This is a genomic window from Spirillospora sp. NPDC052269, from assembly GCF_040679435.1.
Classification (GTDB): Bacteria; Actinomycetota; Actinomycetes; order Streptosporangiales; family Streptosporangiaceae; genus Spirillospora.
This window is the reverse complement of the sequence record NZ_JBFAUU010000031.1, coordinates 74,112-86,886: the sequence shown is the minus strand read 5'-3', so window position 1 is coordinate 86,886 and position 12,775 is coordinate 74,112. Positions and strand designations below refer to the sequence as shown.

Genomic DNA, 12,775 nt, shown 5'->3' with positions numbered 1-12,775 from the left:
ATTTACTTTATCAGTTCCGCCCGGCTTGTCAATTTCCGGCCGATCCCGATTCCGCAGTTCCCGTCCACTTTCGCGGCCGTTCCCTGCAGCACTTCTATTTCACCAGATCCGCACCGATTCGCAAAATCGAGCTTTTCCGACGCCATCAGGACATGCGGGTACGACGGATCGAATCCGCATGATCGTTGATGGTCGCGCACAACGGGTCGGCCACCGCTCAGCGGCGTCCCGCATCCCTCAAGGCGCAAGGAAGGACACTACCCGAGGGTTCGGGTGCCTGCAACTCGGTTGCGGAGGTCGGGGTGCGAGGCGGGCGCCTGGTCAGGTGACCGGTTGCTCACTTACGCTCGGAACGTCCGGACTGAACGAGATTCGGGTGGCGGCATGGGCGCTCCGCACGACGTGGTGATCATTGGCAGCGGGTTCGGCGGGATCGGGCTGGCGATCCGGCTGCGGCGGGCCGGCGTCGAGGACCTGGTGGTGCTGGAGAAGGCCGACGGGCTCGGCGGGACGTGGCGGGACAACACGTATCCGGGGGCGGCGTGCGACGTGCCGTCCCACCTGTACTCGTTCTCGTTCGAGCGGAAGACGGACTGGAGCCGCAGGTTCCCGCCGCAGGAGGAGATCCTCGAGTACCTGTGGCACTGCGCGCGCAAGTACGAGGTGCTCCCCCGGATCCGGTTCGGGACGGAGGTGACCGGGGCGGAGTGGGACGAGGCGGAGAGCGTCTGGCGGGTGTCGACCTCGACCGGGGTGGTCCGCGCGCGGGTGCTCGTCTCGGCGTGCGGGCAGTTGAACCGGCCCGTCCTGCCGGAGATCGAGGGCCGTGACTCGTTCGCGGGGGCGGCGTTCCACTCGTCCCGGTGGGAGCACGGGGTCGATCTGCGGGGTAAGCGCGTCGCCGTGATCGGGACGGGGGCCAGCGCGATCCAGATCGTCCCGGAGCTGGCGAAGGTGGCGGGGCGGCTGCATGTGTTCCAGCGGTCGGCGCCGTACGTGATCAGCAAGCCGGACCGTCCGTACCGGGCGTGGGAGAAGGCGGTCCTGCGGGCGGTGCCGGGGGCGTACGCGGCGAGCCGGGCGCGCGTCTACGCGCAGTTCGAGACGCGGGCGCTGGGGTTCGTGAAGTATCCGAAGCTGCTGGGGCTGATGGCCCGGCGGTTCCGGAGGAGGCTGAAGGACGAGGTCCGGGACGCGGGGCTGGTGGAACGGCTGCTGCCGGACTATCCGATGGGGTGCAAGCGGATCCTGCTGTCGGACGACTACTACCCCGTGTTCGGTGAGCCGCATGTCGAGCTGGTGACGGAGGCGGTTTCGCGGATCACCGCGGACGGGGTCGTCACGGCCGACGGCCTCACGCGCGAGCTGGACGCGATCGTGTTCGCCACGGGGTTCGCTTCGACGGAGTTCCTGGCCCCCATGAAGATCGTCGGGCGGGACGGGCGGGAGTTGGGCGAGGCGTGGCGGGACGGGGGCGCGTCCGCTCATCTGGGCATCACGGTGAGCGGGTTCCCGAACCTGTTCCTGCTGTACGGGCCGTACACCAACCTGGGCCACAACTCGATCATCTACATGCTGGAGTCGCAGTTCCGGTACGTGGTCGGCTGCGTGGAGGCGATGCGGCGGGCGGGGCTGGACTGGATCGAGGTGCGTCCGGACGTCCAGGACGCGTTCGACCGGCGGATGCAGGAGCTGATGCGCGCGACCGTCTGGAACGCCGGGTGCCTGAGCTGGTACATGAGGGAGGACGGGCGGATCGTGAACAACTGGCCAGGATTCACGTTCGCCTATCGGAACGCGACACGCCGTCCGGACCCCCGTGACTTCTGGCGTGGGCGCGCGGGCGAGGGGCCGCGGCGGGCCGTCCGGGACCGGACGGCCTAGGCTCGCGACATGCCGACTGCTCTGATCACTGGTGCCACGGCGGGGCTGGGCGCGGCGTTCGCCCGCCGCCTGGCCTCCGACGGATTCGATCTGGTGCTGCTCGCCCGGGACACGAAGCGGCTGGACGCGTGCGCGCGCGAGCTGCACGACAAGTACGGCGTCCGCGCGGAGGCGCTGCCCGCCGACCTGTCCACGGACGAGGGCATCGGCAAGGCGGAGGAACGGCTGCGCGAGGGCGTGGACCTCCTCGTCAACAACGCGGGGTTCGGGAACCGGGGGGCGTTCCTGGACGTGCCGGTCGCGGACGAGCTGGTCATGCTGAGGGTGCACTGCGAGGCGGTGCTGCGGCTGACGCACGCGGCGCTGCCGCCGATGCTGGAGCGCGGGCACGGCGGCGTGGTCAACGTGGCGTCGGTGGCGGCGTTCGCGACGCGGGGCACCTACGGCGCGTCCAAGGCGTGGGTCGTGTCGTTCTCGCAGGGCGCGGCGTCCGAGGTCGCGGGGCGTCCGGGCGCGGAGAGGGTGCGGGTCATGGCCCTGTGCCCGGGGTTCGTGCACACCGAGTTCCACGAGCGCGCCGGGATGGACATGTCGGAGGTCCCGGAGTTCATGTGGCTCGACCAGGACCGGGTCGTCGACGAGGGGCTGCGGGACCTGCGGCGCGGGGTCGAGGTCAGCATCCCGGGCGCGCAGTACAAGGCGCTCGTGGGGCTGACCCGGCTGGTCCCGTCGTCGTTGGTCGGACGGTTCTCGCGGTCCGGGCGCAAGTGGGACTGAGGGTGCGCCGGGGCGTCGATTCGCAGGCTGGACGGGCGCGGCGCGGACGATAGGACGCGTGAGGGCGGTCGCCGGATGACGCGAATGCCGTCGCAATTCGCGTGAGGGGATTGTCAGGGAACGGGCGGACACGGAATGGTGTCACCCCGAGACTCCCCGCCACATCGCCCCCGAAAGGTCCCGCCGATGGGCCACGACCTCGGATACGCAGCGCTCGCCCTGCTCGCGACCAGCACGTACTACGTCGCCTTCGTCGTGTTCCGGACGGCGGCCGGGCGGATGCCGCCCCTGCGGGGCGGTCGTCCGTTCCATGTCGCCTGGACGATGCTGGCCGACCCGGTGTGGTTCGGCGGCGGGCTGCTGCTGTTCGCGGGGCTGGCCGGCGAGGTGGTGGCGTTCGAGGAGCTGCCGCTGGCGGTGGCGCAGCCGGTGTTCGCGGTCAGCCTCGTCCTGCTGGTGATCTACGCGGTGTGGGTGCTCGGCGAGCGGATGACCGGACGCGAGTGGGCGAGCGTGGCGCTGTTCGTGGTGGCGACGGTGCTGGTGGGGCTGTCCGCCGGGGAGGGGGCGTCGACGGCGTCGGCGGGCCGGGGGTGGCGGCACACCCTGGACGATCCGTGGCCGATGCTCGCGGTGACCGCGCCGGCGCTGCTGGTCGCGGGGCTGGTCTGGCTGGTCGGGGACCGGCGGGCGGGCGGACGGCACGCGCGGCGGCTGGCCGGGGTCGCGTACGGGATTGGGGCGGGAGCGTGCGCCGGGCTGGCGGAGGCGGGCATCCGGGGCATGGCGCTGGTGTTCGAGGACTCGGGCCGTGACGTCCTGGCCGTCCTGAACACGCCGTACCCGTACCTGACGCTCGTGCTCGCGGCGCTGGCGCTCGGGCAGTTGCAGGTGGCGCTGCAGCGGTGCCGGATGGCGATCATCGCGACCGTCCTGACCGTCATCGGCCGCAGCTATCTGGTGCTGGCGAGCACGGTGCTGTTCCACGAGGGCTGGCCGTCCGACCCGGTGCCGTTCGCGCTGCGCACGGGCGGTTTCGTGGTCGCGCTGGCGGCGCTGCTGAACTTCCCGCGGCATGAGCGGCGGGAGGTGCGGGGACCGCGGGACGAGCGGAACACCGTGCGACAAGTCCTGTAATTTCCTACATTCGCTGCATGGCACTTTCCTCCCCCCTGCGTCGTGCCGCCCTCACCGCCGCTGCCGCCGCGTCCCTCACCGCCCTGCTGCCCGCCGCGTCCGCCTCGGCGGTCGTGCACGGACGGGAGGTGTCCGCCGCCAGGTACCCGTGGCTGGGGGCCGTCGGATCCCCGTTCTTCTTCCTGCGCCCCGCCGGGCAGTTCTGCGGCGGCGCGCTCACCGCGCCCGACAAGGTGCTGACCGCGGCCCACTGCGTCACGGCCGTGCGGGGCCTGCCCGGTGTCCTGAGGGTCACGTTCGGGCTGAGCGACCTGCGGGGCAAGGGCGGGGAGGCGGTCGACGTGAAGAGCGTCTGGGTGGATCCGCGCTACCGCGAGACGAAGTTCAAGACCGAGGCCGTCGAGCACCACGATGTCGCCGTGCTGACGCTGAAGCGGCGCGTGAACCGTCCGACCATCGCGACGGGACGTCCGGGCGACGCGCGCGCGGGCGAGGTCGTCGGGTGGGGGACGACGTCCGAGTCGGACTTGTTCAACACGCGGTTGCACGCGGCTTCGGTTCCGCTGCGTGGGAATGCCGCCTGCGCGGCGGCCTATGGGGCGTCGTTCGACGCGTCCGACATGCTGTGCGCGGGTTCCCCTGCGGGAGACACGTGTCAGTTCGACAGCGGCGGGCCGCTGCTGGTGAACGGTCGTGTCGTTGGGCTGACCTCGTGGGCGTACGGGTGCGCACGTCCTGGATACCCCGGGGTTTACGCGCGCGTGTGAACCGGTCGCCAGCGCGAAACGCCTGGTGGCGCATGTGAAACGCCTGGTGGCACGTGTGGAACGCCTGGTTGTGCGTGTGACACGCCGGGTGGTGCGTGTGGCGTTGCCCGGTCGGGCATGGGTCGTCATGCTGGGCGAATGCGCGTGTTGGTTACGGGGGCGGCGGGTTACGTCGGGTACGCGGTAGGGCGTCGGCTGATCGCGGGCGGGCATCAGGTGGACGGGCTCGTGCGCGCGCCCGACAGGGTGCTGCCGGAAGGGGTGCGTCCTGTCGTCGGGGATCTGCTCGGGCCGCTCGTCCTGGACGAGACGTACGACGCCGTGTGCCATCTGGCCGCGCTCACGCGCGTGCGCGAGTCGTTCACGGAACCGCTGCGGTTCTTCACCGCGAACGTCCAGGGCACGGTGCATCTCCTCGATGCGCTCAAGGGCTCGCCCACCGTCGTGTACGGATCGACGGCGGCCGTGTACGGCACGCCTGAAAGCCAGCCCATTCCCGAGTCGCAGTCGGCTTCGCCGTCGAGTCCGTATGGGACGTCCAAGCTGGCCGCCGAGGACGCCGTCCGGTACCACGCGGCGACGGGGCAGATCGGCGCGGTGGTGCTGAGGACGTTCAACGTGTCCGGCTCGGTGGACGGACGCGGCGACCCCGACCCGACGCGGCTGATCCCGCGCGCGCTCGCCGTGGCCAAGGGGGACGCTCCGCATCTGGAGGTGAACGGCGACGGCGGGGCCGTCCGGGAGTACCTGCATGTGGACGACCTCGCGCGCGCGTACGAGCTCGCCCTGGCATCCGGGACGCCCGGGACGCATCGCACGTACAACGTCGGTTCGGGGATCGGGGCGTCGGTCGCCGAGGTGATCGGGACGGTCGAGAACGTGACGGGACGGGACGTCCCGGTCGTCCACCGGCCACCGTCGCCGGAGCCTCCGCTGCTGCTGTGCGACGCGGCGGCGATCCGCCGCGATCTCGGCTGGGCGCCCGAGCGGTCCGGGCTTCCGGAGGTCATCGGGAGCGCCTGGGAGGCTCTGCACGCTCGCTGAGGCGGGCCCGCACACCGGCTGAGCTGGGAATATTCGGGCTCTCGATTTGGTTAGTGCAACTAAAGAGAGAGCGTCGGAGGAGCCGCCCCATGACCGTTCAGACCTCGTCCGTCCCGTCCCCGATCACCCCGTCCCCGTCCGTCTCCCCGTCCCTCCCCTCCCCGTCCGTCCCCTCCCCGTCCGTCTCGCCGCCGCCCGTGCTTTCGCTGAGCCCCGGCGAGGAGATCATCAGTGACCTCCATCTGGACGCGCTCGCACCCGGGGAGCACCACCGGGACACCGTGATCGTCCGGTACCGGGCCGAGGAGGACGCCGTGGTGGCCCTGAGCGTCGAGTGCGCGGACCCCTCCACCGCGTCCCGGGACGTGCACGTCGGGGTGTTCGAGCACGCGGGCGAGCTGATGCCGTTCCCGGTGTTCAGCGGGTCCCTGCTGGACCTCGCCCGGCGCAACCAGGCGTTCGGCCGCTGGACGGGCCGCGGCGACGGCGACGACCACGAGGTCGTCTACGAGATCTCGACGTCCGTCGCGCGGGACGCCGCGTCCGCGAGCGCGCCCGCCGACGTCATGCTCCACTTCACCGCCACCCGCGCCTGACCGTCAGAGCCGAGCCAGGCCGAGGCCGAGCGCGGCGGCCGCGACCGCGAAGTACATGCCGGGGAACGCGATGTTGTGGAAGACGCGGGCGCGGACGTGTGCGGCGAGCGCGCAGACGAAGAACAGGGTGAGGCCGAGCGCCGCCGCGACACCGACCCAGCGGACGCCGAGCAGCCCGATCAGCAGCCCTGCGGCGCCCGCGACCTTGAGGACGGCGACGACCGGGAGAAGGCGCGGCGGCATCCGCACCTCGGCCGAGTTGGCGAGGACGAACGGGGCGCGCGCGAAGTCGGCGGCGGCGATGCCGAGGTTGGCCGCGATCGCGATGGCGGTCACGGCCGCGTAGACGGTGAACATGGGGCCTCCTCTGTCGGAAAGTCTTGGGTTCACAGCCTTCTCGCGGGCCTCGGAACCGTCCAATGCCTGCGGCTATAACCTGCTGGAATGGACTTCGACTCGCGGTTGCTGCGCCACTTCGCCGTGGTCGCCGAGGAGGGCAATCTGACGGCCGCCGCCGAGCTGATGATGGTGTCGCAGCCCGCGCTGACCAAGCAGATGAAGCGGCTCGAGGAGATCCTCGGGGTGCGGTTGTTCGTCCGGTCGCACACGGGGATGGCGTTGAGCGACGCGGGGCGGGCGCTCGCCGGACGCGTCCCCGCGCTGCTCGCGGAGTGGGACCGGACGATGCGGGAGACCCGGGCCGAGGGGCGGCGGGCCGTCCACGTGCTGCGGGTGGGGTTCATGGCGTCCGGCGCGAACGAGGCCACGCGGCGGATCATCGCGGCGTTCACGGAGCGGCGGCCCGGCTGGCGCGTCGACACGCTGCAGGCTCCGTGGAGCGACCCGACGGCGGGCCTCGCGGGCGGGGAGGTCGACGTCGCGCTCGTCCGTCTTCCGTTCCCTGGCGAGGACGCCTGGCACGTCCGCGAGCTGTTCGGTGAGGCGCGGTGCGTGGCGATGGCGAGCACGCATCCGCTCGCGGATCGGGAGGTCATCGCGTTCGAGGAGCTGTGGGACGAGCCGTTCGTCGCGGCCCCCGCGGAGACCGGCGCGTGGCGCGACTTCTGGCTGGCGGTGGACGAACGCGACGGGCGGGCGCCACGGGTGGGGGCGGTCACGGCGCAGCCGGACGAATGGCTCAACGCGATCGCCAACGGTTATGGGGTCGCCCTCGCCCCGGAGTCCGCCGCTCGGTTCTACGCGCGTCCGGGCGTCGTGTACCGGCAGGTCACGGGGGTTTCTCCGAGTCGGGTCGGGGTCGCGTGGCCCACGGACGCCGAGGACGATCCGGTCGTGCGGGACTTCGTGCGGTGCTGCGTGGACGCGTCCGCCTGATCGCCCGGGCGTGGGGCGGCGGTTCGTCCAGGGGTCATGTGATGATCGCGAACGTGTCGCGCGGGCGTAACCGGCGGGGACGACGCTGACCAGCGGTTCTCTATCCGGTTGGAGGGACGCATGCGGCGTCGCGACGTTCTCAGACTCTCGGTGATCGCGGGCGCGGGGGTGCTCACGCTCGACCCCGTCACGTTCGCGAACGCGGACACGCCAGGCGCGGGCACGGGCGGCACGCCCGGGTCCGGGGAGGTGACGCGGACGGTCAGCGGGCACCTGCCGACCGGCGCGGCCGACTTCGTGTACCTGCCGGTGGAGGTGCCGCGCGGGGTCCGGGAGTTCGCCGTCTCCTACTCCTACGACCGGCCGTCGGTGCCGTCCGGGACGCAGGGGAACGCGTGCGACATCGGCGTCTTCGACGAGCGCGGCGAGGAGCTGGGCGGACGCGGGTTCCGCGGCTGGTCCGGCGGGGCGCGCACCGAGTTCGCGATCAGCGCGGAGCAGGCGACGCCGGGCTATCTGGCGGGTCCGGTCGGCGCCGGGACCTGGCACATCGTCCTCGGGCCGTACACGGTCGCTCCGCAGGGCCTGAACTACAACGTGACGATCACCCTGCGGTACGGGACGGCGGGCGCGACGGCGCGTCCGGTGTACCCGCCGGCTCGGGCCAAGGGCCGGGGACGCGCCTGGTACCGGGGCGACTGCCACCTGCACACCGTCCACTCGGACGGGAAGCGGACGCCCGCCGAGGTCGCCGCCGCGGCGCGCGCCGCGGGGCTCGACTTCATCACCACGACCGACCACAACACCTCGTCCGCGCACGGTGCCTGGGGCGGGCTGTGGGGCGACGACCTGCTGATCCTGCCGGGTGAGGAGGTCACGACGCGGAACGGGCACGTCCTGGCGATCGGCGTGGAGCCGGGCACGTTCATCGACTGGCGCTATCGCGCGCGCGACGAGGAGTGGGAGAAGTACGCGCGGCGGATCCGGCAGGCGGGCGGGATCGTGGTCCCGGCGCACCCGCACGGGACGTCCATCGGGTCGTTCTGGAAGTACGGCTACGACCAGGCGGACGCGATGGAGGTCTGGAACTCCACCTACTCCCCCGACGACGAGATGTCGATCGGTGACTGGGACAACCAGCTCGTCGCCGCCGCGCGCGGCCAGGGGCGGTGGCTGCCCGCGATGGGCAACAGTGACGCGCACCGCGAGCCGCAGGTCGTCGGGCTGCCGCAGACGGTCGTCCTCGCCGACGACCTGACGCGTCCGGCGATCCTGGCGGGACTGCGCGCGGGACGGAGCTGGATCGCCGAGTCGTCGCAGGTCGAATTGGACTTCACGGTGTCGGGCGGCGGCCTTGGGCGACGCGCGGGCATCGGGGAGCGGCTCCGGGCGCGTGCCGACACTCCGGTGACCGTCCGGTTGCAGGTGTCCGGGGTCGGGAAGGGGTGCACGGTCCGATTCCTGACCGACCAGGGGCCGCTGTTCGGATCCGCCGTGCCGGACTCGGGCGCGGGGACTTTCGAGTGGCAGACCACGCCGTCCTATGCGGCTTATGTGCGCGCGGAGGTCCGGCATGCGGCGGGCGCGGACGGGGCGCCGGGGGCGATGGCGGCGCTGACCAACCCGATCTGGCTCGACGTCCGGTAGGCGCTTGCAAGGGCGGTTGTCAGGGGTGGTTTTCCAGGGCGGCCAGGCGGCTGCGTAGGTAGGCGCGTTCGGGTTCGGTTCCGGCCAGTTCCAGGGCTGCGCGGTAGGCGGACGCGGCTTCGGTGCGGCGTCCGAGGCGATCCAGGAGATCGGCGCGGGCGGCCTGGTACGGGTGGTGCGCGCGGAGTTTCGGCTCGTCTCGCAGGTCGTCCAGCAGCGCGAGCCCTTCCTCGGGGCCGTCCCGCATGGCGATGGCGACGGCGCGGTTGAGCGCCACGACCGGGGACGGCGTGAGGGTGAGCAGCACGTCGTAGAGCAGGACGATCTGCGGCCAGTCGGTGGACGCCACGTCCGGCGCCTCGGCGTGCAGTGCGGCGATGGCCGCCTGCACGCCGTAGGGGCCGGGCGGGCCGCCGGTGAGCGCGGCGACCGTCAGCGCGCGGCCCTCGTCGATCATGTCGCGGTCCCAGCGGGCGCGGTCCTGGTCGTCCAGAAGCGCGAGGGCGCCGTCCGGGTCGAGGCGGGTCTCGCGGCGCGCGTGCACGAGCAGCATCAGGGCCAGTAGTCCCGCGGTCTCCCGTTGTTCGCGGGGAAGCAGGTTGTGCAGGATCCGGGCCAGGCGGAGGGCCTCCTCGGCCAGGTCGACGCGTTGCAGGCCCGGTCCGGAGCTTGCCGCGTAGCCCTCGGTGAAGATCGAGTAGAGGGCCTGGAGGACGACGGGCAGGCGGTCCGGCAGCTCGTCCGCGCCGGGGACGCGGAACGGGATCCGCGCCTCGACGATCTTCTTCTTGGCGCGGGTGAGGCGCTTGGCCATCGTCTCGGCGGGCACCAGGAACGCGCGCGCCACCTCGGGCGTGCCGAGCCCGCCGAGGAAGCGCAGCGTGAGCGCGACGCGGTCGTCGGCGGGCAGGGCCGGGTGCGCGCAGGTGAAGAACAGGCGGAGCCGCTCGTCCGGGACGTGGTCCTCGTCGTGGGACGTCTCGGAGGAGGACTCCGCGCGGTCGGCCTCCACCTGCAGGATCGCCAGCCGGACGGCGAGGGCCCGGTCGCGGCGCAACCGGTCCACCGCCCGCCGCCGCGCCGTCGTCATCAGCCATCCGCCCGGGTTCGGCGGGACGCCGTCCACCGGCCAGCGGGTGACCGCCGCCTCCAGCGCGTCGGCGGCGGCCTCCTCGGCCAGGTCCAGGTCGCCGAACCGGCGGGCGAGCGCGGCGAGCAGGCGCCCGTGCTCCTCGCGGAACACGTCCTCGATCCGGGGGCCGGCGCCGGAGGTCCGCTCGCCGGACATCTCCTCGCCGGACGCCTGCTCGTCGCTCACCGGTCAGCCTCAGAACTCGGCGACCGGACGCACCACGACCGCGCCCTCGCGCGCCCCGGGGCAGCGGGCGGCCCAGTCCAGGGCGGCGTCCAGGTCCGGGACGTCGATCACGTAGAAGCCGCCGAGCACCTCGCGGGACTCGGTGAACGGGCCGTCGGTGACGGTGCGGGCGCCCGCCTCGTCCACCTGGACGGTGGTGGCGGTGACCAGGTCGGCCAGCGACTCCGAGGAGACCATGATCCCCGCGTCCTGGACCGCCTTGTGGTAGCTCACCCATGCCCCGAAGTCGCCGGGCTCGGGGGTCGTCCCGTCCGCCTCGACGGCAGCGGCGTAGATCATCAGCATGTACTTCATCGTCGTGCTCCCTCGCTTCGTCGACGTGCGGCCATCGCTCGCCGCACACCCCCTCCACGGACGGGGGACGCGGAAATGGACACTACCTTCCAAGATTTTTCCGACTAACCTGCGCGGATGACCAGCGACGCCCTCACCCTGACCGTTCTCGGCTCCGCGACCCCGTATCCGGCGCCCGGGAACCCCTGCTCCGGCTACCTGCTGTCGGCGGGCGGCACCCGCGTGTGGGTGGACGCCGGGACCGGGACGCTCGCCGAGCTCCGCCGTCACGTCCGGCTGGACGAGCTGGACGCGATCTGGATCTCGCACCTGCACGCCGACCACACCGCCGACCTCCTCACGGCCTACTACGGGGCGCTGTACGCCGACGTCCGGCTCGCCGCCCCGATCCCGCTCCACGGGCCGTCCGGGATCGCGGACCGGCTGGCGGGCTTCCTCACCAACTCGTCCGTGCGGAGCCCGATCGAGTCGGCCTTCGCGGTCGAGGAGCTGCACGACGGCCACGTGGCGCGCGTCGGCGAGATCGTCCTGACCAGCCGCGCCGTCTCCCACGGCCTCCCCGCCTTCGCGCTGCGCGCCGAAGCCGCGGGCAGGACGCTCGTCTACTCGGGCGACTGCGCGCCCTGCCCGCCGCTCACCGAGCTCGCGGACGGCTGCGACCTGCTGCTCTGCGAGGCCGACAGCGCGGATCCTGTCGAGGGGGACGAGCGCGTCCACCACACGGCCACGGAGGCCGGAGACACCGCGCGGGCGGCGCGGGCCGGGCGCCTGCTCGTCACGCACGTCGGCCCCTCCCTCACCCCGGCCGAGGCCGTGGCGCACGCCGCGACCAGGTACGACGGCCCGATCGCCCATGCCGCTCCGGGGAGCGTCCACACGGTTTAGCAGGGCTGTCGCACCAGCTTCTCGGCGAGCTCGCACAACTCGTCGAAACGCAGGACGCGTCCGAATCCGGGGAGCGGGACGTGCAGCGCGCTGCGCCAGGACTCGGGGACGTCGGCCACGCCGTGCATCGCCCCGGCCAGCGTGCCGGTCACGGCCGCGACGGTGTCCGTGTCGCCGCCGAGGTCGATCGCCGCGCGCAGCGCCTCCGCGAACCCGCTCGTGTTCCGTACCGCCCACACGGCGGACCCGAGGCAGGGCCACACGGCCCCGTTGAACTCAGTCGCGTCGTCCGGGTGCCAGGCGGGGTCGAGAACGCGCGCGTACCGCTCGCGGTGGACGGGCTTGACCTGCGCGAGCGTGTCGGGGATGGCGTCGAGGGGGTTCGCTCCGTCGAGCGCGACGCGGACGAGTTCGTGGAGGATCGCCGTCCCCTCCCATGCCGCGCCGTCCCCGTGGGTCAGCGCGGTGATGCGGCGTCCTGCGTCCATCGTGGCCTCGCGTCCGTGGGCGGCGAAGTACACCGCTGAGGGCGCGGCCCGCATCAGCCCGCCGTTCCCGGCCGCGCGCAGGTTGGTCTGGAAGTGGATCGCCGCCGCCATGTTCCAGGTGTCGCCGCTGGTCAGGACGGCTTCGGTCTGGAGGCCGATGTCCTTCGGGTCGGAGGCGGCCCAGCGCTGGAAACGCGCGAACATGTCGGGCAGGTCGGGTCCCTCGCGGTCGAGGAGGGACTCTGCGACGAGGACCGCCATCTGGGTGTCGTCGGTCGCTTCGCCCTGGTCCCAGCCACCACCCGCGCGCATCTCGCCGGGGCCTGTCGGGAAGCGTTGGGAGAACGCGTCGGCGGGACCAAATTCGTAGGGAGCGCCCAGCGCATCGCCCAGCGCGGAGCCGACAACGGTGGCGATCGCCCGTTCCGTCCGATCCATGAGAAGCAAGGCTAGAGGCGGAAGCCGAGGGAGATTTACGCTCTACTCCTCGTCTTGGCGCTTCTCGGTTGGGTGGCGGACATGTGGACTGCTGGCGGCGGGCGG

The 12,775-nt window shown here is 72.3% G+C and carries 14 protein-coding genes; 10 read left to right on the top strand and 4 right to left on the bottom strand.

Features of this window, described 5'->3' with window-relative positions; translation table 11 throughout:
- The 7 genes from AB0L06_RS41380 to AB0L06_RS41350 all read left to right on the top strand — a co-directional run.
- A partial coding sequence (locus AB0L06_RS41380; RefSeq protein WP_500237002.1) for a hypothetical protein occupies positions 1-182 on the top strand: 182 nt, incomplete at its 5' end.
- A 202-nt stretch (positions 183-384) separates the two neighbouring features.
- A complete protein-coding gene (locus AB0L06_RS41375) occupies positions 385-1,884 on the top strand; it encodes a flavin-containing monooxygenase (RefSeq protein WP_500237001.1) in 1,500 nt (499 codons plus the stop codon).
- A 9-nt stretch (positions 1,885-1,893) separates the two neighbouring features.
- Complete coding sequence (locus AB0L06_RS41370) at positions 1,894-2,661, top strand: SDR family NAD(P)-dependent oxidoreductase (RefSeq protein ID WP_500237000.1); 768 nt, start codon at positions 1,894-1,896, stop codon at positions 2,659-2,661.
- Positions 2,662-2,847: 186 nt separating this feature from the next.
- On the top strand, positions 2,848-3,798 hold the full coding sequence (locus AB0L06_RS41365) for a DMT family transporter (protein ID WP_500236998.1): 951 nt from the start codon (positions 2,848-2,850) through the stop codon (positions 3,796-3,798).
- Positions 3,799-3,815: 17 nt separating this feature from the next.
- Positions 3,816-4,565 carry a S1 family peptidase gene (locus AB0L06_RS41360; RefSeq protein WP_500236996.1) on the top strand — a complete coding sequence of 250 codons (750 nt, stop codon included), beginning with the start codon at positions 3,816-3,818 and terminating at the stop codon, positions 4,563-4,565.
- 138 nt (positions 4,566-4,703) lie between these two features.
- Positions 4,704-5,609 carry an NAD-dependent epimerase/dehydratase family protein gene (locus AB0L06_RS41355; RefSeq protein WP_500236994.1) on the top strand — a complete coding sequence of 302 codons (906 nt, stop codon included), beginning with the start codon at positions 4,704-4,706 and terminating at the stop codon, positions 5,607-5,609.
- A gap of 89 nt (positions 5,610-5,698) precedes the next feature.
- The gene (locus AB0L06_RS41350; protein WP_500236993.1) at positions 5,699-6,205 is read left to right on the top strand and encodes a hypothetical protein; all 507 of its coding nucleotides are present in this window, start codon (positions 5,699-5,701) and stop codon (positions 6,203-6,205) included.
- Between the two features lie 3 nt (positions 6,206-6,208).
- On the opposite strand, the gene AB0L06_RS41345 is transcribed toward AB0L06_RS41350, so the two are convergent.
- The gene (locus AB0L06_RS41345) at positions 6,209-6,562 is read right to left on the bottom strand and encodes a DoxX family protein (protein WP_500236992.1); all 354 of its coding nucleotides are present in this window, start codon (positions 6,560-6,562) and stop codon (positions 6,209-6,211) included.
- A gap of 87 nt (positions 6,563-6,649) precedes the next feature.
- On the opposite strand from AB0L06_RS41345, the gene AB0L06_RS41340 reads away from it, so the two are divergent.
- Both AB0L06_RS41340 and AB0L06_RS41335 read left to right on the top strand, forming a co-directional pair.
- The gene (locus tag AB0L06_RS41340) at positions 6,650-7,540 is read left to right on the top strand and encodes a LysR family transcriptional regulator (protein WP_500236990.1); all 891 of its coding nucleotides are present in this window, start codon (positions 6,650-6,652) and stop codon (positions 7,538-7,540) included.
- Between the two features lie 120 nt (positions 7,541-7,660).
- Positions 7,661-9,187, top strand: a complete 1,527-nt coding sequence (locus AB0L06_RS41335; protein ID WP_500236988.1) for a CehA/McbA family metallohydrolase — start codon at positions 7,661-7,663, stop codon at positions 9,185-9,187.
- 19 nt (positions 9,188-9,206) lie between these two features.
- Here the strand turns inward: AB0L06_RS41335 and AB0L06_RS41330 are convergent, their stop codons facing one another.
- Both AB0L06_RS41330 and AB0L06_RS41325 read right to left on the bottom strand, forming a co-directional pair.
- On the bottom strand, positions 9,207-10,505 hold the full coding sequence (locus tag AB0L06_RS41330) for an RNA polymerase sigma factor (protein ID WP_500236986.1): 1,299 nt from the start codon (positions 10,503-10,505) through the stop codon (positions 9,207-9,209).
- Positions 10,506-10,514: 9 nt separating this feature from the next.
- Positions 10,515-10,859: a YciI family protein gene (locus AB0L06_RS41325; protein WP_500236985.1), complete on the bottom strand. Its 345-nt coding sequence runs from the start codon at positions 10,857-10,859 to the stop codon at positions 10,515-10,517.
- 117 nt (positions 10,860-10,976) lie between these two features.
- Here AB0L06_RS41325 and AB0L06_RS41320 point away from each other — a divergent pair, with 117 nt between their 5' ends.
- Positions 10,977-11,744, top strand: a complete 768-nt coding sequence (locus AB0L06_RS41320; protein WP_500236982.1) for an MBL fold metallo-hydrolase — start codon at positions 10,977-10,979, stop codon at positions 11,742-11,744.
- Here AB0L06_RS41320 and AB0L06_RS41315 read toward each other — a convergent pair.
- Positions 11,741-12,670, bottom strand: a complete 930-nt coding sequence (locus tag AB0L06_RS41315) for an ADP-ribosylglycohydrolase family protein (protein WP_500236980.1) — start codon at positions 12,668-12,670, stop codon at positions 11,741-11,743. The two genes, AB0L06_RS41320 and AB0L06_RS41315, sit on opposite strands and share 4 nt — an antisense overlap.
- Positions 12,671-12,775: the final 105 nt, after the last annotated feature.